Source organism: Streptomyces sp. NPDC032745 (assembly GCF_055579465.1).
The window spans coordinates 1-17,488 of sequence record NZ_JBVING010000026.1; the positions used below are offsets into that span (position 1 = coordinate 1).

17 protein-coding genes are annotated in these 17,488 nt (G+C 71.7%); 8 read left to right on the top strand and 9 right to left on the bottom strand.

Features of this window, described 5'->3' with window-relative positions:
- Window positions 1-87: 87 nt before the first annotated feature.
- Window positions 88-909 carry a DUF3626 domain-containing protein gene (locus tag ACZ5WG_RS39125; RefSeq protein WP_468729426.1) on the bottom strand — a complete coding sequence of 274 codons (822 nt, stop codon included), beginning with the start codon at window positions 907-909 and terminating at the stop codon, window positions 88-90.
- A 40-nt stretch (window positions 910-949) separates the two neighbouring features.
- Between ACZ5WG_RS39125 and ACZ5WG_RS39130 the strand changes: the two genes are divergently transcribed.
- Entirely contained in the window at window positions 950-1,522 is a 573-nt protein-coding gene (locus tag ACZ5WG_RS39130; protein ID WP_468729427.1) for a GNAT family N-acetyltransferase, read from the top strand.
- Here the strand turns inward: ACZ5WG_RS39130 and ACZ5WG_RS39135 are convergent, their stop codons facing one another.
- The 6 genes from ACZ5WG_RS39135 to ACZ5WG_RS39160 all read right to left on the bottom strand — a co-directional run bounded on the left by ACZ5WG_RS39135 (window position 1,523) and on the right by ACZ5WG_RS39160 (window position 8,645).
- Entirely contained in the window at window positions 1,523-3,109 is a 1,587-nt protein-coding gene (locus ACZ5WG_RS39135) for a P-loop NTPase family protein (RefSeq protein WP_468729428.1), read from the bottom strand.
- Complete coding sequence (locus tag ACZ5WG_RS39140; RefSeq protein WP_468729429.1) at window positions 3,109-4,527, bottom strand: ATP-binding protein; 1,419 nt, start codon at window positions 4,525-4,527, stop codon at window positions 3,109-3,111. The genes ACZ5WG_RS39135 and ACZ5WG_RS39140 overlap by 1 nt, the downstream gene beginning before the upstream one ends.
- Window positions 4,528-4,546: 19 nt before the next feature.
- Window positions 4,547-6,109 (bottom strand): SCO6880 family protein, encoded by a 1,563-nt coding sequence (locus tag ACZ5WG_RS39145; RefSeq protein WP_468729430.1) that lies wholly within the window; start codon window positions 6,107-6,109, stop codon window positions 4,547-4,549.
- Complete coding sequence (locus ACZ5WG_RS39150) at window positions 6,106-7,428, bottom strand: hypothetical protein (protein WP_468729431.1); 1,323 nt, start codon at window positions 7,426-7,428, stop codon at window positions 6,106-6,108. Before ACZ5WG_RS39150 ends, ACZ5WG_RS39145 begins: the two co-directional genes overlap by 4 nt.
- Window positions 7,418-8,257 (bottom strand): DUF8175 domain-containg protein, encoded by an 840-nt coding sequence (locus tag ACZ5WG_RS39155; RefSeq protein ID WP_468729432.1) that lies wholly within the window; start codon window positions 8,255-8,257, stop codon window positions 7,418-7,420. The genes ACZ5WG_RS39150 and ACZ5WG_RS39155 overlap by 11 nt, the downstream gene beginning before the upstream one ends.
- Window positions 8,258-8,336: 79 nt before the next feature.
- Complete coding sequence (locus ACZ5WG_RS39160; protein ID WP_008742356.1) at window positions 8,337-8,645, bottom strand: hypothetical protein; 309 nt, start codon at window positions 8,643-8,645, stop codon at window positions 8,337-8,339.
- A 404-nt stretch (window positions 8,646-9,049) separates the two neighbouring features.
- On the opposite strand from ACZ5WG_RS39160, the gene ACZ5WG_RS39165 reads away from it, so the two are divergent.
- Entirely contained in the window at window positions 9,050-9,832 is a 783-nt protein-coding gene (locus ACZ5WG_RS39165; RefSeq protein WP_468729433.1) for a hypothetical protein, read from the top strand.
- Window positions 9,829-10,239 carry a YunG family protein gene (locus ACZ5WG_RS39170; protein WP_468729434.1) on the top strand — a complete coding sequence of 137 codons (411 nt, stop codon included), beginning with the start codon at window positions 9,829-9,831 and terminating at the stop codon, window positions 10,237-10,239. Before ACZ5WG_RS39165 ends, ACZ5WG_RS39170 begins: the two co-directional genes overlap by 4 nt.
- A 443-nt stretch (window positions 10,240-10,682) precedes the next feature.
- Here the strand turns inward: ACZ5WG_RS39170 and ACZ5WG_RS39175 are convergent, their stop codons facing one another.
- Together ACZ5WG_RS39175 and ACZ5WG_RS39180 are read right to left on the bottom strand one after the other, a co-directional pair.
- Window positions 10,683-11,537: a pentapeptide repeat-containing protein gene (locus ACZ5WG_RS39175; RefSeq protein ID WP_468729435.1), complete on the bottom strand. Its 855-nt coding sequence runs from the start codon at window positions 11,535-11,537 to the stop codon at window positions 10,683-10,685.
- 10 nt (window positions 11,538-11,547) lie between these two features.
- Window positions 11,548-12,066 (bottom strand): GNAT family N-acetyltransferase, encoded by a 519-nt coding sequence (locus tag ACZ5WG_RS39180; protein WP_468729436.1) that lies wholly within the window; start codon window positions 12,064-12,066, stop codon window positions 11,548-11,550.
- 63 nt (window positions 12,067-12,129) lie between these two features.
- On the opposite strand from ACZ5WG_RS39180, the gene ACZ5WG_RS39185 reads away from it, so the two are divergent.
- The 5 genes from ACZ5WG_RS39185 to ACZ5WG_RS39205 all read left to right on the top strand — a co-directional run bounded on the left by ACZ5WG_RS39185 (window position 12,130) and on the right by ACZ5WG_RS39205 (window position 17,380).
- Window positions 12,130-12,738: a LysE family translocator gene (locus ACZ5WG_RS39185; RefSeq protein WP_468729437.1), complete on the top strand. Its 609-nt coding sequence runs from the start codon at window positions 12,130-12,132 to the stop codon at window positions 12,736-12,738.
- Between the two features lie 58 nt (window positions 12,739-12,796).
- Complete coding sequence (locus ACZ5WG_RS39190; RefSeq protein ID WP_468729438.1) at window positions 12,797-13,591, top strand: thioesterase family protein; 795 nt, start codon at window positions 12,797-12,799, stop codon at window positions 13,589-13,591.
- Between the two features lie 103 nt (window positions 13,592-13,694).
- Window positions 13,695-15,362, top strand: a complete 1,668-nt coding sequence (locus ACZ5WG_RS39195) for a serine/threonine-protein kinase (RefSeq protein ID WP_468729439.1) — start codon at window positions 13,695-13,697, stop codon at window positions 15,360-15,362.
- 76 nt (window positions 15,363-15,438) lie between these two features.
- On the top strand, window positions 15,439-16,449 hold the full coding sequence (locus ACZ5WG_RS39200; protein ID WP_468729480.1) for a C40 family peptidase: 1,011 nt from the start codon (window positions 15,439-15,441) through the stop codon (window positions 16,447-16,449).
- 214 nt (window positions 16,450-16,663) lie between these two features.
- The gene (locus ACZ5WG_RS39205) at window positions 16,664-17,380 is read left to right on the top strand and encodes a phosphatase PAP2 family protein (protein WP_468729440.1); all 717 of its coding nucleotides are present in this window, start codon (window positions 16,664-16,666) and stop codon (window positions 17,378-17,380) included.
- Window positions 17,381-17,488: the final 108 nt, after the last annotated feature.

The window sequence follows — 17,488 nt, forward strand, 5'->3', positions numbered from 1 at the left end:
GGGGGACCCTGTGGGAGAGTAGGACGCCGCCGAACAATCATTGTAGAAAGCCCCGTACCGGGTATCCGGTACGGGGCTTTTCTGCGTTTACGGGCATTGGCCGAAACGGGCCAGGTAGTGCCAGACCCGTTTCAGGGCCTGTTCGTCGTACCGGCCGGTGCGGGCCGCCTCGCCGATGATGCGGGGGGTCAGGGTGCCCGCCACGGCGATGGCCGTGCCGAGGTCGACGTATGCCTGGCCCCGGTAATCGGGGTGGCGGCGGAGTTCGTCGACGGTGAGGTGGAAGCCGCCGTGCCATTCGAGCGCGCAGGGGAGCTTCTCGGCGGCCGCCTCGACCTCGGTGTCCCGATAGCTGGGGTCCAGTACGAGTGCGGCGACGTCGCGGTCGAGGCGGACCGGGGCGTGGATCTGGGCCTCGATGTAGTCGTCCAGGGCGTCCTGGTCGTCGGCCTCAGCGAGGGCGATCAGGGACATCCGGTCGGCGACGCCGAAGGATTCGGGCTCGAGATAGCTGTCCGGGTAGCAGAACGTGGTCCGGGTCAAGACCTCCGCGGTGAGGCGGAAGTGCGCGGAGCCGAAGCGGGGTGCGGCGCCGGCCGGGCTGCGGCGGAAGTTCAAGGCCCCGTAGACGGGGCGGGCTTCGGCCGGTGCGTCGTCGTAGGCGCCTGCGAAGATGCGGCTCTCCCAGTGCCAACGGGCCCCGCCTGCATGGGCGGTGAGGCCGCCGTTGCTGGTGCCCGTGACGAACTGCGAGCGGTACACGCCGTCCTCGGCCAGCGCGGTGAGGATCGGGCGGTCGCCGAAGACGCGGTCGGGGTGGAAGTTGAGCGTCACCGTGAGGGCCGGGTCCAGCGGGGGGCCCGACGAGAGATCGGTGACGTGTCGGAGAGCCCGGACGTGTGGATTCATGGATGCAGTGTGCATCAGCCATGTGATGGGATACGGGATCATGAACCAGCATGTGATGCGTCCGGTGCGGGCGGATGAGTGGGAGAAGGTCAAGGAGCTGCGGATCGCCGCTCTGAACGACCCGGCGGCGCCGGTGGCCTTCCTGGAGACCCTGGCCGAAGCGGAGGCCAGGCCCGATGAGTTCTGGCAGGACCGGGCTCGGGGGGCTTCGCACGGGCGGAGCGCGCGGCAGTTCGTGGCCGAGGCGCCGGACGGGCAGTGGGTCGGGTCGGTGACCGTCCTGGTCGAGGAGGGCGGGACCACCGACTTCTTCGAGCGGGCCGTCGAGCAGACCCAGGGGCACGTGGTGGGCGTGTTCGTACGGGCGGAGCAGCGGGGCACCGGGGTGACCGACGCCTTGTTCACGGCTGCGCTGGACTGGGCCTGGTCGCTGGAGGGGCCGGCGCTGGAGCGTGTACGGCTCTTCGTGCACGAGGACAACCCGCGGGCCGGGGCCTTTTACCGGCGGTTCGGGTTCCGGGCGAGCGGGCAGGTCGTGCCGGTGCCGGTGACGATGCCGGTGGCCGCGGATGCGGGGGCCAAGGAGTTCGAGTACGTCATTGCGCGGCCGTAGTCAGCTGTGGGTGGGTTCGAAGGCTGCCTCGGGCCAGCGGGCGCGGGCCTGTTCGCGGCTGCGGCACAGGGCGAGCAGGGGGAGCGGCGAATCCTGGAGCAGCTCGGGGAGCTGGGGGATCGGGGCCACGGCCGCGACGTCCTCGAGGACCAGCGTGAGTGGTGGGTCGAGCCGGCCGTGGGATGACCGTGCGGCCATGCGGCGGCCGTGCTCGACCACGCTCGCGGCGAGTGCGGTGAGCAGGGGCATCGCACCCGGGTGGGTGCGGGGGTCTTCCAGCGGTTCGCCCACCATGTAGAGGGTGCCCCCTTCGTTCACGAACGATGCGAGGGTGAGTGCATCTGTTCGGTTCGGGTTGCAGGCCTCGCGGATGTGGATGGACGTGAGGCAGGAGAGGGCGCGGGCCGTCAGGTGCTGCGCCTGCTCGCGGCGTTCGGGGTGGGCGGTGAGGGCGCTCTCGAGTTCGCCGGCGGCGCCGGGGGCGGCCTGGGGGTGCGTGCGGAGGATGCGGACCGGGTCCTGGGCGCTGTTGCCCTGGGCCCAGCGGTGCAGCTGCTTGAACGGACGGTTGTCGAGGGCGGCGGCCTGGAGCCAGCTGCGCAGGAGCGTTTCCGCGGTGTCGGCGACGGCTGCGTCCATGCGGGCCTGGGGGCGTACGGGGGCCAGGAGCGCGGTGGCGCGGGCGGCGGCGGTGTCGCGGTCGGCGCAGGCGTCGGCGGGGTTCCAGTGCATGCGGGCCGGGGTGTCGCAGAGGTGCGAGGGGTCGTAGAGGAGGACCGGGCCGAGTTTGGCGCGGGCGTCCTTGGTCTCCGCCCAGAGGGCGGGGGAGGAGGTGAGGACCAGGGCCGCACCTTCTGCTGCCGCCAGGGCTTGGAGGGCCAGGGGGTGGCGCTGGGCCGGGGAGCCGTAGGCCATGCCGGTGGGGCTGCCGCCGCCGTTGCCGCCGCCGTTGCCGCCGCCGTTGCCGGGGGCGCTGCCCACGTGCCCCCGCGCCTCGAACGCCGGCGGTGCTGGATGTGCCGCCGGGGCTGGGATGGGCAGCGTGGGTGCGTGGTGCGGCGGCGTGGGTGCGTGGTGCGGCTCGGCCGGGGTCGGGATCGTGGGGCCGCCGTTGCCGGGGGCGCTGCCCCCGTGCCCCCGCGCCTCGAACCCCGGCGGGGCTGGATTTGCCCCCGGGGCCGAGTTGGGCGGCGCGGCTGGGTTGGGCGCCGGGGGTGGGTTGGGCGCCGCGGCTGGCTTGGTGCGGCGGGACTTCGTGCGGGCGAACACACCCATCACGAAAATCGTCAGGACGAGCAGGATCAGCAGCTGGCTGATGAACAGGCCCCAGAAGAGGCCCCAGCCCGAGAGGGCCGTCGGGTCCGTGTCGGGCCAGGCTCCCGGGACGTCGTGGGGTTGAGCTATCAGGGCGCGGACCGCCCCCGGGGTGCGGGTGAACGTCACCGTGGACGGCCAGGAACCCTTGGCGAAGAGCGCGGCCAGGCCCGTGGATGTCCAGACCAGGGCCGCCAGGCCCAGCAGGAACGCCAGGAGGGTGAGGAGGAGGGCGTCTGGGATGCCGCCTGGCTTCCCGTTGGGTTCGTGCATTACGCCACCGTTGTTGCCGAGCCCGGGCCGCCGTTGCGGTGGCGTTCCATGAGGAGGGCTCTCTCCTCCGCCTCCAGTTCGGCTGCCAGTAGGTCGTCGGGGAGCTGGGGCTGGGATGAGGATTCCGTCATGGCGCGGTCCGTGTAGACCAGGGGGCGTTCCGCCTCTGTGATCAGGTGTTTGACCACCTGGACGTTGCCGTTGACGTCCCAGACCGCGATGCCCGGGGTGAGGGTCGGGATGATTTCCACAGCCCAGCGGGGCAGGCCCAGGACCCGGCCTGTCGCTCGGGCCTCGTCCGCCTTCTGGGCGTAGATCGTGCGGGTGGACGCCATTTTCAGGATGGCTGCCGCCTCGCGTGCTGCGGCGCCGTCGACCACGTCGGACAGGTGGTGGACGACGGCTACGAAGGAAAGGCCCAGGCGGCGGCCGAACTTCAGGAGGCGCTGGAACAGCTGGGCCACGAAGGGGCTGTTGATGATGTGCCAGGCCTCCTCCACCAGGAAGATGCGCTTCTTGCGGTCCGGGCGGATCCAGGTGTGTTCCAGCCAGACGCCGACGATCGCCATCAGGATCGGCATCGCGATCGAGTTGCGGTCGATGTGGGAGAGGTCGAAGACGATCAGCGGGGCGTCGAGGTCGATGCCGACGGTCGTGGGGCCGTCGAACATGCCGCGCAGGTCGCCGTCGACCAGGCGGTCGAGTACGAGGGCCACGTCGAGGCCCCAGGCGCGGACATCGTCTATGTCGACGTTCATGGCCTCCGCGGACTCGGGCTCCGGATGGCGGAGTTGTTCCACGATGTCCGTGAGGACCGGTTGGCGGTCGCGGATCGTGTCGACGACGTACGCGTGCGCGACCTTGAGCGCGAAGCCGGAGCGCTCGTCGAGGCCGTGTCCCATGGCGACTTCGATGATGGTCCGGAGCAGCGCGAGCTGGCCGGTCGTCGTGATCGCCGGGTCGAGGGGGTTGAGGCGGATCCCGTCGTCGTTGGCGGCGATGGGGTCCAGGCGGATGGGGGTTATCCCCAGCTGCTGGGCGATGAGGTTCCACTCGCCGACGCCGTCCTCGCCCTGGGCGTCGAGGACGACGACCTGGCGGTCCCGGAAGCGGAGCTGGCGCAGCACGTACGTCTTTTCCAGGGCGGACTTGCCGTTGCCGGATTCGCCGAGGACCAGCCAGTGGGGGGCCGGGAGCTGCTGGCCGTACAGCTGGAAGGGGTCGTAGATGTAGCCCTTGCCGCTGTAGACCTCGCGGCCGATGATGACGCCGGAGTCGCCGAGGCCGGGGGCGGCGGTGGGCAGGTAGACGGCCTGCGCCTGCCCGGTGGAGGTGCGTACGGGCAGGCGCGTGGTCTCGACCTTGCCGAACAGGAAGCTGGTGAAGGCGTCCGTCAGAGCGGACATGGGATCTCGCATGGGCGGCACTTCCCTCCAGCTAGCGTCGGATGCCGGTGGCGAACGGCAGGGTGTTGACGAAGGCGCGGTGGTGCTCGCGGTCACACCATTCGAGCTTCAGGTACGACTTGCCCGCCGAGGCGCGGATGGTGCGCTTGTCCCGGGCGAGGGCCTCCGGCGATCGCGACGACACCGTGATGTACCCGACCAGGTTGACTCCTGCCGCACCGCTGGCGAGATCTTCACCCCTCTGGTCCAGCCGGCCGTGGGCGGCGATGTCGCGGGGGTCGACGGTCCGGTTCATCTTGGCGGCGCGGCTGGCGTCGGCCTCGTCGTTGGTCTTCTCGGTGAGCATGCGCTCGATGGCCACCTCGGTGGGCTCCAGATCCATGGTGACGGCGACGGTGCGGATCACGTCCGGGGTGTGGACGAGGAGGGGCGCGAGGAAGTTGACGCCGACCGGGGTCATCGGCCACTCCTTCACCCAGGCCGTGGCGTGGCACCAGGGGGCGCGGGTGGAGGACTCGCGGGTCTTGGCCTGGAGGTACGTGGGTTCCACCGCGTCGAGTTCGGCCGGCCAGGCGTTGCGCTTGGTCATGGCCTGGATGTGGTCGATGGGGTGGTCCGGGTCGTACATGGAGTGCACGAGGGAGGCGAGGCGGCCCTGGCCCAGTGGCTGGCGGACGCGGATGTCGGCCTCGGCGAGGCGGGCGCAGATGTCGGTGAGCTCGCGGGCCATGACGATGGCGAGGCCGGCGTCGCGGTCGAGCTTGCGGCCCTTGTGGGGGGTGCCGGCGCGGGCGATGGTGTGGGCCTCGGCGGCGAGTTCGCGCGTGTAGTGCATGCAGGCGACGAGGTACGCGCGGTGCTGCTCGGAGGAGGTGGAGACCATCGACTGGAGCTGGTCGTACGAGTCGCGCAGCCAGACGGGGGCTTTGGTGTCGCCGCGCTGGGCGACGTCCTTGGCGTGGGCGTCCGGGTCGGCGGGGAGCGTACGGGCGAGCATCTGGAGGCGGGTGACGAAGCCGTCGCCGTTGGCCACGTGCTTGAGGAGGGTGCCGAAGCGGTCGACGAGGGCTTCCTGGTCCTCGCTGTCGCGCAGGCCGACGCCGGGTCCCTCGATCTCGATGGCGGCGGTGACGGTTCTGCGGTCGGCGTGGAGGAGTACGGCGATCTCGTCGGGGCCGAAGGGGGCGGCGAGCCAGTTGATCCGGCCGATGCCGGGGGGCGGGCCGACCTCGACCTCGCGGCCGTCGGCGGCGCGGACGCCGGCCTCCATGGCGCTGGAACGGTAGGTCGTACCGCGGCGCAGGGTGCGCTTGTAGCTGCGGTTGATCTCGAACCACTTGTAGAAGGTGCGGCCCTTGTACGGGACGTACACGGCGGCGAGCGCGACCATGGGGAAGCCGGCGAGGCTGACGATGCGCAGGGTGAGTTCGGGGACGAGCAGGCCGCTCATCATGCCGAGGAAGGCGCCGGCGATGATCAGGGCGATCTCGCCGCTCTCGCGGTTCTTGCCGACGATCGCGTTCGGCCGGGCCCGGCCGATGAGATACGTGCGGCGGGGCGCGACCGGGTGCAGCTGGTGTGACTGGGTCGTCAACGCCCGTCACCTCCTGTGTTCCTCGTACTCGAGCTCGTGCGGGGCGGGGGTGCGGCGGAGGGGACGGATCCGCCGCCGGCCCCGCCGCCGGAGGTGGGGCGGCTGCTGTGTGCGGCCACGCCTCCGGAGAGGGGGTTGGCGGGGCGGGGGGCGCTGGAGCCGCCGCCGTCACCGCCTCCGCGGTGGGCGCCGCGGCTGCTGTGCGTCTTGATGCCCTGGGAGACGAGGGAGGCCGGGGAGCTGATGACGGCGGCGGCCTGGGCGCCGTCGGTGGCCTTGCTGCGGTTGGAGCGGGCGGAGGCGATCTCGTCGCCGAAGCCGGGGACGAAGCGGTAGATCATCGCGGAGGCGAAGATCGCCAGGAGGATGATGGCGAGGCCGGAGACGACGGCGGAGAAGGCGTTGGGGCCCTTCTCGCCGGCGAGGGCTCCGGCGAGGCCGAGGACGATGACGATGACCGGCTTCACGAGGATGACGGCGATCATGATGCCGGCCCAGCGGCGGACGTGGCCCCAGAGGTTCCGGTCGACGAGCCCGGCGTAGACGACGACGCCGAGGAGGGCGCCGACGTAGAGCAGGGCGGCCCGGATGAACAGCTCGAGGAAGAGGACGCCGGCGGCGAGGACGGTGACCAGGGAGACGACGATCAGCATGATCGGGCCGCCGCCGATGGAGTCGCCCTTCTTGAGGGCCTCGATGAAGGAGCCGAAGAAGACGTCGGTCTGGCCGCCGCTCGCCGATGCGATGACTTCTGTGACGCCGTCGGTTGCGGAGACGACGGTGTAGAGGATCAGCGGGGTGAAGGCGGAGGCGAGGACGGTGAGCCAGAGGAAGCCGACGGCTTCGGAGATGGCGGTGGTGAGGGGGACGCCGCGGATGGCGCGCTTGGCGACGGCGAAGAGCCAGAGGACGAGCGTGAGGATGGTGGAGGCGGCGAAGACGATGGCGTACTGCTTGAGGAAGGCGCCGTTGGTGAAGTCGACGTTGGCCGTGCCGTTGATCGCTTTGCTGAGCTCGGTGACGATCCAGGCGGCGGCGTCGGCGCAGCCTCTTGCGAGGGAGTTGAGCGGGTTGAGGGCGTCGGAGGGGTCGTTGGAGACACCGGGACGGGGTGCGCCGCCCTTGGCCGCGCCATCCCCGAGTTCGCAGTACTGCTTGGAGGGGCCGCTGAGTGCGGCACAGGGGTCGGTGCTCGCCTGCGGCGACGGAGACGCCGACGGAGTGGGACCGGGTGCGGCGTAGGCGCGGGTCGCCAGCGCTACGACGGCCATGTGGACGGAGGCAATGAGTCCCAGCCGGAGCCGGAGGCTAGCGGGCATAGGTGAACCCTCCGAACTCCTTGATTGCCTTGCTGATGTCATCGGACGTGGCGGCGGGGACGTCGCCGGGGACCGGCGCGGGTCCGTCCTGCGACGCCTCGGAGCTGACCTTCCAGTCGCTTCCGGTCCAGGCCAGATCGAACGTCCACGTTCTCCAGGTGGTCCGGACCGGGTCGGTGGACTTGGGGCCTGACATGCCGATCAGGCCGGTGTACCAGACCGAGATCTTCGCGCTGGTCGGGCTGTAGTTGTCGACGCGGGTGCCGACCGGCACGGTACGGGTGACGAAGGTGCTGTCCTGCGGAGGGTTGCCGTTGGCATCGAGGCCGAGCTTGGCGAGGAAGGCGGCGGAGTACGCCTCGTCCTGTGGGCCCTTCAGCCGCGCCGCCGCATCGGATGTGTAGATGCCGTCCACGAGGGCGTGGCGGCTGTTTTTCTTGAACATGACGTCGGAGCCGAGCGCGACCGCGTAGTTGGCGGCGGCCGACTGGGCTCCCTGTTCGTCGTGCGCGAAGCCCTTCGGGATGGCGCCGTTCTTGCCGTCCACCGGGCGGGTGCCTGTGGCTGATGTGGAAGTGGCGGCGGGTGGGGTCTGGTCGTCGGGGGTTCTGGGGCTGTCCGAGGACTGGTTCGCGAACGCGATCGCGGCGACCAGGAGGACCACCACGCCGACCACCGTGACCAGGCCGCGGGAGGCGCGGGGGGTGCGGCGGGGGGTGCCGTACGGGTCGGAGGGGGCGTCCGGGAGGCGGGTGCGGGTCTGGCCCGTGCCGCCGACTTCGCCGTACCCGCTGCCGACGCCACCGCCGTACTGGTCTTCGTTGCTCATTCCGTGTCCGCCCCCTCTGCGTCGTACGACGGTGGTGTGGTGATTCCTCATCAGGTCCGGCAGCCGGTGGGCGGCCCGGCTAGACGGCCATTCCGTAGACGATGGTGAAGAGGGTGCCGAGGGAGCCGATGATGAAGACGCCGGTGAGGCCGGCGACGATCAGGCCCTTGCCCTGTTCCGCGCTGAACGTGTCGCGCAGGGCGGTCGCGCCGATGCGCTGCTTGGCCGCGCCCCAGATGGCGATGCCGAGGCAGAGGAGGATCGCAACGGCCATGACCACCTCGATCATGACCTTCGCTTCGTTGCCGAGACTGCCGAACGGCCCCCAGTTCGGGGCGATTCCGCCGATGATGGTGGTGATGTCGCCCTTTTCGGCTGCCAGGATCATGTAACTCACCGCCCCTGTATGGGTAGTTCCGGTAGCCCGTGCCCGACGGCAGGGGTCACGTACTATCTTCGCTGATGAAACCGCGGTCGTACGTCGACTTGACGGCTCTCTTTACCTGATCTCCCGGCCCTTGGCCCGCTCGCGCGCTCTGACCTGGGCACGGGCGGTGGGTATGCGAAAGAACGTATGGTCACTCTGTGTACCACGGGGGGTGACCCCGGGCAACGATTGCCCTCTCGGCTTGCGGGGGGCTGCTCGGGGGGCCGCCGTTCGGCGCAGTGTGCGGGCGTGTCGTTGGGCCGAGCCGCTGACGTTCGTCCGACATTCCGTCAGTCGTTCCATCCTTTCGGCGGGTTGCGGGAGATGCTCCAGGCCGTTCGGTAGGACGACGCGAGGAGTGACGGATGGGTTCCGCAGTGAAGGCCGGACGGCGCGCGTGGCTGGCCGGCGGGTTCGCAGTGCCGCTGGCGATCGTGCTCATGGGTGCCTCCGTTCCGGCGGCGGCTGCCGCTGAGGGGACGGCTGCGGCGGTGGCGCCCGGCTGGGGCGGCAGCAGGTGTCCGGAGCCGGATGTGAGAACGCTGCCGGCGTCGGCGCCGAAGGCTGCCAGGGCCGCCAAGATGAGGAAGGCCGGCAAGGCGGCGCCGCCCAATCCGTGTGCCGGGCCGAAGGGTGACCGGGGGCCGCAGGGGCCCAAGGGCGACCGGGGGCCCCAGGGGCCGAAGGGCGACCACGGGCCGAAGGGCGACCACGGGCCGAAGGGCGACCACGGGCCGAAGGGCGACCGCGGGCCGAAGGGCGACCGCGGGCCGGCGGGGCCGCACGGGCAGCCGGGGCCGTGCCAGGACATCGACACGACCCGGGGGGAGAGCGACCTGGAGTTCAGCGCCGTCCTGCACCGGGGCAGGACGTTCCTGGGCGTGCGCGACACGGCGCCGGTCGGGGCGTACACCTGGCGGGACCTCACCACGCCGCTGAACCCTGGGCATCCGCGGAACGCGTGCGGGGTGTCGGTCAACACCGTGGGCCCCACGGTGTACGTGAAGGTGCTGACGACCCAGGGCGACGTGTTCGAGAACCAGTGCGCGTACACGGGGACCGGCGTGCTCACCTGTCCGTCGGGGTGGACGGCCATCATCAGGCCCCCAGGGGCGTTGTCAGTGCCGCGCGTCAGAGTGGAGGGATGACGACTGGAACTCCCTGGACCCTGACGGACATCGAAGCGGCCATCCGGGCGGGGTGGTCGGCCGAGACCTGCTCGCCCGATGACGTCGAGCGGGCGCCTTGGACGGCCGACAACCCTGCCTGGGGGCACTGCGACATCACGTCGCTGGTGGTGCAGGACCTGATGGGCGGCGGGCTGATGGTCGGGGAGGTCTGGCTCGAGGGGGAGCAGGACGGGTTCCACACGTGGAACGTGCTCCCCGGGGGGATACAGGTGGACCTGACGCGGGAGCAGTTCCGCCGGGGCCAGGTGGTGACGGAGGGGCGGCTGATGGGGCCGCGGCCGCAGGGGCGGCTGCCGCGGCGCTGGGAGGAGTACCAGCTGCTGCGCGGGCGGGTCGAGGCCGCGCTGGGGGCGATCGGCGGGTGAGCTCCGGGCTGCCGGAGCCCTGGGCTGCCGGATCCCCGGCCGTCGGGGCCTCGGCCGTCGGATCCCCGGCCGTCGGAGTCCGGGGGTGAGGCCGGGCCGTTGGGGCCTCGGCTGTCGGAGTCCGGGCCGTCGGATCCCCGGCCGTCGGAGTCCGGCGGTGAGGCCGGGCCGTCGGGGCCTCGGCCGTCTGAGTCCGGGCCGTCGGAGTCCCGCCGTCGGAGTCCGGGGGTGAGGTCGGGCCGTTGGGGCCTCGGCTGTCGGAGTCCGGGCCGTCGGGGCCTCGGCCGTCGGAGTCCCGGCCGTCTGAGTCCGGGCCGTCGGATCCCCGGCCGTCGGAGTCCGGGGGTGAGGCCGGGCCGTTGGGGCCTCGGCTGTCGGAGTCCGGGCCGTCGGAGTCCCGGCCGTCGGAGTCCGGGGGGTGAGGCCGGGCTCCGCGGGCGGGTTTACGCGGACCAGTGCGCGGGGCGGGCCAGCGTCGGGGGGATCTTGGTGCCGGCGTCGCCCCGGGCTGCGTTGAGCTGGGGCTGGGTCAGGAAGAGGGCGTCGCGGAGGTCCGCCCCGCGCAGGTCGGCGTCGCGGAAGTCCGCGCCGATCAGGTCGGCGAGGCGGAGGTCGGCGCCGCTGAGGTTCGCGGCGATGAGGTAGGCGCCGCGGAGGTTGGCGCCGCGCAGGTCCGCGCCCGCGAGGCGGGCGCCCATCAGGTCGGCGCCGCGGTGGTTCTTCTTGCGGGCCGGGGCCTTGGCGCGCGCCAGCTCGCTGGCGCGCAGGAGGAGCGTGTTGATGCGCCCGCGGAGGTCGCCCACGTCCAGGGCGGTGAGGGCGTCCGCGTCGGCTGCGGTCCACTGCGTGGTCTCGGTCAGCGTTCGGCGCAGGTCCGCGTGGACCGGGGCGGCCGCCGGGAGGGCGAGCGCCTCGGTGACGTAGAAGAGCAGCTCGTGCAGCTGCCGCAGCACCGGGAAGACCTCGTACATCCGCGCGGCCGTGCCGGGGTGCGTGCGCCAGTCCCGGCCGCCGAAGGTGACCTGGGAGACCTGCTGGCCCGCGCCGAAGCAGTCGAAGACGGTGCAGCCCTGGAAGCCCTTGTCGCGCAGCCGGGTGTGGATGCCGCAGCGGAAGTCCTGCTGGAGGTTCTTGCAGGGCGTTCCGGCGGCCTTGTTCACCGCGAAGTCGTTGGACTTGGCGAAGGGCAGGGCGACGCAGCAGAGCGCGAAGCAGTTCGAGCAGTCTGCCTGCAGGACGGGGAGGACGGGGAGGGCGGGGAGGGCGGGGTCAGCGGGAGTGGCGGGAGTGGCGGACACCCGTCCATTGTCACCGGTCGGGAGCGGTCAGCCGCATCTGCAGGGCCGACCAGAAGACGCCGTCGACCTCCTCCACGTCCTCCAGTACCTGTTCGGTGCGGAAGCCGAGCTTCTCGTAGAGGCGTACGGCCGCGGTGTTGTGGGTGTAAACGCCGAGGTCGAGCGAGGGCAGGCCGAGCTCGTCGAAGGCGCGGGCGACGGCGAGTGTGAGGAGGGTCTCGCCGAGGCCCCGGCCACGTGCCTCGGGGGCGATCAGTACGCGGCCCAGGCGGGTGCCGCGTACGGAGACGTGGCCGAGGGGCTGTCCGTCCGGGGATACCGCGGTCCAGGTGTGGCGGTCCGGGTCGGCGGCGTAGGCGGTGAGCTGGGCGTCGTCCAGCGGCCAGGTGAAGGCGGGTCCCGCCCAGGTGACGAGCTCGGCCCGGTTGGTGATCCAGCGGTGCAGGGCCGCGGCGTCGTCCGCGGGGCGGAACGGGCGCAAGGTGAGGGGCGAGGGGGAGGGGGAGGGGGAGGGGGGTGTCGTGTTCATGTCTCAAGTATTCGGGTACGGAACCCGGTTGATCGCGGGGGCCGGTGCGGTGAGCATCCGTACATGACAGAAGTGATCGCAGTTGCCGTCATCACCCTCCTCGCCGTGATCAGCCCCGGCGCCGATTTCGCGATGGTCGTCCGGAACAGCTATCTGTACGGGCGGCCCACCGGGCTGTTCGCGGCGGCCGGTGTCGCGGCCGGCGTGCTCGTGCACGTCTCGTACACGATGCTCGGGGTCGGTCTTCTCATCGCCTCCTCCACGGCCCTGTTCACGGCGATCAAGCTGGCGGGCGCCGCGTACCTGGTGTGGATCGGGATCCGGACCTTCCGGGCGCGGGCCGAGCTGAGCGTGGACCTGGAGTCCAAGCCGCAGCTGACCCGGCTGGGTGCGCTGCGGTCCGGGTTCCTGACCAACGTGCTCAATCCGAAGACCACGCTGTTCGTGGTGTCGACGTTCACGCAGGTCGTCAATCCGGACACCCCGGTGTGGCAGCAGGCCGGGTACGGGCTGTTCATGTCGGCGGCGCACCTGGGCTGGTTCGGCGCGGTCGCGCTGTTCTTCTCGAACTCCCGGCTGCGCGACCGGATGCTGAAGGCGCAGAAGGCGCTGAACCGGGCGATCGGCTCGGTGCTGGTGGGGCTCGGTGTCGGGCTGGGCTTCGCCCGCTGAGGTCCGTTGTTCCGCGAAGGCCTGGCGAGGCGGGTTACCTGTCGGTAGCGTGCCGGTCATGGCGATCTCCGAGGCGTTCTTCGAGCGGGTCGATGCCGGGCGGTTCCTGGCCACCGAGTACACACGCGGGCCGTGGGACCCCGGCTCGCAGCATGCCGGGCCGCCGGCCGCGCTGCTCGGCCGGGCCGTGGAGGAGCGGGCGGGCGCCCGCGCCGACATGCGGATCGCGAGGATCACGTACGAGATCCTGCGGCCGGTGCCGATCGGCCCGCTGGAGATCACCACGTCGGTGCTCCGGGCCGGCCGCAGCACGGAGGTGGTCGAGGCCGCCCTCGCCCCGGCCGGGGCCGCGCCGGTGATGCTCGCGCGGGCGCTGCGGATCCGGGTGGCCGAGGAGGCCGTACCCGGTGTGGCCCCGGGGCCGCAGCTGCCGCCGCCCGGGGAGGTGGAGGTGACGCCGTTCTTCCCGGTGCCGTGGGAGACCGGCTACCACTCGGCGATGGAGACCCGGTTCACCGAGGGCGCGTTCGTATCGCTCGGACCCGGCACCTGCTGGATGCGGATGAAGGTGCCGCTCGTCGCCGGGGAGGAGACCCGGCCACTGGACCGGGTCCTGATCGCCGCCGACTCGGGCAACGGGATCAGCTCGGTCATGGACTTCGGCCGGTACGTGTTCATCAACAGTGACCTGACCGTGCACCTGCACCGCCACCCGGTGGGCGAGTGGGCCTGCGTGGAGGCCCGTACGAGCGTGGACGCGGGCGGGATCGGGCTCGCGGACGCCCGGCTGCACGACGAGAAGGGGCCGATCGGGCGGAGCGCGCAGAGCCTGTTCGTCGCACCACGCTCCTAGGGGGTGTCCGGCGGACCCGCGGCCCCGTGACCGCGTTTCCGGCACCGCGTTCCTGGTCAACCCGGCTTCGTGGCGCGGCAGTCGGTGTGGCAGGCTCGTTTCAATGGAGCCCCTGAGAGACGTCGACCCCGCCCGGATCGGGGCGCACGCGCTGTTGGCCCGGCTCGGCGCCGGAGGGATGGGGCAGGTGTACCTCGGGCGCTCGCCCGGTGGGCGCCTGGTCGCCGTGAAGGTGATCCGGGACGAGATCACCGGCCACCCCGAGGCCCTGGCCCGGTTCCGGCGTGAGGCCGAGACCGTGCGCGCGGTGCGGTCGGCGTACACGGCGAACCTGATCGACGCCTCGCTGGCGGCGCCGCCGTTCTGGCTGGCCACGGAGTACGTGGCGGGCCCGACGCTCGGTCACGCCGTCGCGGAGCGCGGTGGTTTGCCCGCGGACACCTGCCGCCGGCTGTTCGCGGCGCTGGCGGAGGGGCTGGCGAGCGTCCACGCGTACGGGGTGACGCACCGGGACCTCAAACCGCAGAACGTCATCCTGGGCGCGCAGGGCCCGCAGCTCATCGACTTCGGCATCGCGCGCGGCGTGGGCGAGACGGCCCTGACCCAGGACGGCCAGGCCCCGGGGACCCCGGGGTACACCGCGCCCGAGGTGCTGCTCGGGGCCGGGGCGGGGGCCGCCGCGGACGTCTTCGCGCTGGGCGCGACGCTCGCGTACGCGGCGACCGGGCGGCCGCCGTTCGGTACGGGCGCCGCGACGAGCGTGAGCTACCGGGCGGTGCACGAGCCGATCGACGTGGCCGGGGTGGAGCCGGGGCTGGCGGCCCTGATCGAGGCGTGCGTGGCGAAGGATCCGGCGGCCCGGCCCGCCCTGCCCGAGGTCATCGGCCGGTGCGGTGTACGGGACGCGCTGATCGACGATCAGGTGTACGTGGGGCTGGGCGCGCTGGGCGAGGCGGTGCCGGTGCACGAGATGCGGACGCAGGGGCCGGGCCTGCCGCACGGCTACACGCCGACGCACTACTCGGCCGTGATCGCGCCGAGGCGTGGGCGGACGGGCGTGTGGGTGGCGGCCGTGGCGGTGGTCGCGGCCCTGTCGCTGGCCGCCTGGAAGCTGCTTCCGTTCGACGGGGACGGCGCGGAGGGCCGGGGCAAGGACGGTGCGGCGGGTGCCACGGGCACGCCCGGACAGACGCCGGGCGCGGGGGGCGCCACGCCCTCGGCGTCCAAGGGTGCCGCCGCGAAGCCGCCCGCCGAGTACATCGAGGGCAACCAGATCTCGCACTACTTCTGGCTGCCTTCCACCGACCCGGAGCGCGCCGCGCACGGCACCGGCGCGTGCAACCTGGGGCCGGAGCAGAAACCGCCCGGTGCCGGCATGCAGGCCGGAGCCGAGGTCTCGGGGAAGTCCGTGGCCATCAGCATGCGCATCAAGTACGCCGAGAACAGCGAGACCAAACCCGATCCGTACTACGTGTCGGTGGCGGTCAGGTCCCCGCACGACCTCAGCCCGTCCACCGGAATGCCCTTCCCCATGGACAACCGGGCCGTGGGCTTCACCAGCAAGCCCGTCGACATCTACAGCAAATGGAAGACGGGCGAATTCCTGACGCTCAGGTACCCGGACGACTTCGCGGAGCACGTGAACGGCAAGACGTACCCCGGCGTGCCCCTGGCCAACGACCCGGGGGACTGGACGGTGGTCTTCTACCACGTCGAGGATGACCCTACGAAATACTCGAGCATCCACTGCACGGGCTTCCGAGTGGCGTAGTGGACCTGGCGACACGAGCGATTCACACGTTAAAGCGACGGGGATGGGGGAGTGTTGACGGGTGCGCAGATTCTGGATGGCGAGCGGGATCGGGATCGGGCTCTGTCTGAGCTTCCTCGTGCTGATCGTGGTGGGTACGTACTCCGCCGCGGCCGGCCTCGTGGGTGCCGGGGCGGCCGGGGGGCGTGTGCTCGGGCTGGCCAAGGGGGCCGTACCCGCGAAGTACCAGAACCTGGTGCAGAAGTGGGGGACCCTGTGCCCGGCCATGACCCCTGCGCTGCTGGCTGCCCAGCTGTACTCGGAGAGCGGCTGGAATCCGAGCGCCGTCAGCCCGGCCGACGCCCGCGGCATCGCCCAGTTCATCCCGGGCACGTGGGCCGGACACGGAATCGACGGGGACGGTGACGGCGACCGCGACATCTGGGACCCCAACGATGCGATCCCCTCGGCCGCTTCGTACGACTGCGAGCTGGCCAAGGACGTGGCGGGGGTGCCCGGGGACTCGACGAGCAACATGCTCGCGGCCTACAACGCGGGGGCGTACGCGGTCATCAAGTACGGCGGGGTGCCCCCGTACAAGGAGACCCAGGGGTACGTGAAGACCATCACGACCCTCGCGAAGAGCTTCGAGCGCCCGGTCGGGCGGGTCGCGCCCTCGCAGCAGGCCGCCGGGGCCATCTACTTCGCGCAGAAGCAGCTGGGGACCCCGTACCTGTGGGGCGGCAACGGTACGCCGGACCAGGACGGGCGGTTCGACTGCTCGGGGCTGACCAAGGCCGCGTACGAGTCGGTGGGGATCGAGCTGCCGCGCGTCGCGAACGACCAGTACAACGCCGGGCCGCATCCCTCGCGCGGTGAACTGCTCCCCGGCGACCTGGTGTTCTTCTCCGATGATCTGACCAACTCTCGGGAGATCCGGCACGTCGGCCTCTACGTGGGCGGCGGATACATGATCAACGCCCCGTACACCGGCGCCGTGATCCGCTTCGACAAGATCGACACCCCGGACTACTTCGGCGCGACGCGTGTCACCAAGGACGGGGCCGAGGCCCTTCCCGTCCGCACCGCCGACGCCAAGTCCCCCTAGCCGCCCCGTTCGCCACGCTGCGTCAACCCAAGGCCCTGAGCTGCGACGATGAGTCACTCTTCGATAACGTTGCCGTGATCATTCGGTGGAGAGTGGAACGTGGCGTTCAGAACGGGCGTTCCATGGACGCAGGCTTGATCAACCGGGGGGGTTCAGGGGCGCACACAGGCGTGCGCCCGAGGGGAACCGAGCAAGGGCAAGGGGCCGCATCGCCATGGCTGGACTCACAAGTAGTGGGCCGAACGTGGACGTCAGCCTGCTGTACGACATCAACGGACTGGCCCGGCACGCCCCGGCCGGAGTCGACCGGGCCGTCGGCCTCGTCAGCGCGTACGGGATCCCGCTGGCCCTGGTGCTCCTCGTCCTGTGGTGCTGGCACGGTGCACGCCGGCAGGACGAGTCCACGGCCGTCGAGTCGTTCGCCGCGCTGGTGTGGGCCCCGTTCGCCGCCGCGCTCGCCCTCCTGGTGAACGTCCCGCTGCGCGCCTTCGTCGGGCGGCCGCGGCCGTTCGTCGAGCACAGCGGCCTGGACGTGCTCGCACCGGACGCCGGCCCCGGCGACTTCTCCTTCGTCAGTGACCACGCCACCCTCGCCATGGCCTTGGGCGTCGGCCTGTTCATCGCGAACCGGAAGCTCGGGCTCATCGGGATCGGCCTGGCCCTCGCCGAGGGCGTCTGCCGCGTGTACCTCGGGGTCCACTACCCGACCGACGTCATCGGCGGCTTCGCGCTCGGCACCGCCGTCGTGCTGGTGTTCGCGCCGCTCGCGATGGCGCTGCTGAACCCGCTCGTGCGGGCGGTGGCCCGCGCCCCGCGCGCGGGCCGGCTGGTCCGCGCCAGGCGCCGCGCGCTGCCGCTCCCGGTGGACCTCGCCCAGCCGCAGACTCCGCCGCCGGGCTGCCTGACGCACGAGAGCGACCTCGCGGCGTAGCTCAAGACCGGGCGTAGGCGTCCCATACGCAGATCAGGACGGCGGCCAGCAGGCACAGGACCGCTCCGCCGAAGCACAGGCGGACCGCCCTCGGGCGGAGGCGAGGGC

Bases quoted from the DNA above. Each gene is read 5' to 3' on its own strand.
- ACZ5WG_RS39155 (WP_468729432.1), bottom strand. From the start codon at position 8,257: ATGAGCAACGAAGACCAGTACGGCGGTGGCGTCGGCAGCGGGTACGGC.
- ACZ5WG_RS39135 (WP_468729428.1), bottom strand. From the start codon at position 3,109: ATGCACGAACCCAACGGGAAGCCAGGCGGCATCCCAGACGCCCTCCTC.
- ACZ5WG_RS39165 (WP_468729433.1), top strand. From the start codon at position 9,050: ATGGGTTCCGCAGTGAAGGCCGGACGGCGCGCGTGGCTGGCCGGCGGG.
- ACZ5WG_RS39130 (WP_468729427.1), top strand. From the start codon at position 950: ATGAACCAGCATGTGATGCGTCCGGTGCGGGCGGATGAGTGGGAGAAG.
- ACZ5WG_RS39140 (WP_468729429.1), bottom strand. From the start codon at position 4,527: ATGCGAGATCCCATGTCCGCTCTGACGGACGCCTTCACCAGCTTCCTG.
- ACZ5WG_RS39185 (WP_468729437.1), top strand. From the start codon at position 12,130: ATGACAGAAGTGATCGCAGTTGCCGTCATCACCCTCCTCGCCGTGATC.
- ACZ5WG_RS39150 (WP_468729431.1), bottom strand. From the start codon at position 7,428: ATGCCCGCTAGCCTCCGGCTCCGGCTGGGACTCATTGCCTCCGTCCAC.
- ACZ5WG_RS39180 (WP_468729436.1), bottom strand. From the start codon at position 12,066: ATGAACACGACACCCCCCTCCCCCTCCCCCTCCCCCTCGCCCCTCACC.
- ACZ5WG_RS39190 (WP_468729438.1), top strand. From the start codon at position 12,797: ATGGCGATCTCCGAGGCGTTCTTCGAGCGGGTCGATGCCGGGCGGTTC.
- ACZ5WG_RS39195 (WP_468729439.1), top strand. From the start codon at position 13,695: ATGGAGCCCCTGAGAGACGTCGACCCCGCCCGGATCGGGGCGCACGCG.
- ACZ5WG_RS39200 (WP_468729480.1), top strand. From the start codon at position 15,439: ATGGCGAGCGGGATCGGGATCGGGCTCTGTCTGAGCTTCCTCGTGCTG.
- ACZ5WG_RS39125 (WP_468729426.1), bottom strand. From the start codon at position 909: ATGAATCCACACGTCCGGGCTCTCCGACACGTCACCGATCTCTCGTCG.
- ACZ5WG_RS39160 (WP_008742356.1), bottom strand. From the start codon at position 8,645: ATGATCCTGGCAGCCGAAAAGGGCGACATCACCACCATCATCGGCGGA.
- ACZ5WG_RS39205 (WP_468729440.1), top strand. From the start codon at position 16,664: ATGGCTGGACTCACAAGTAGTGGGCCGAACGTGGACGTCAGCCTGCTG.
- ACZ5WG_RS39170 (WP_468729434.1), top strand. From the start codon at position 9,829: ATGACGACTGGAACTCCCTGGACCCTGACGGACATCGAAGCGGCCATC.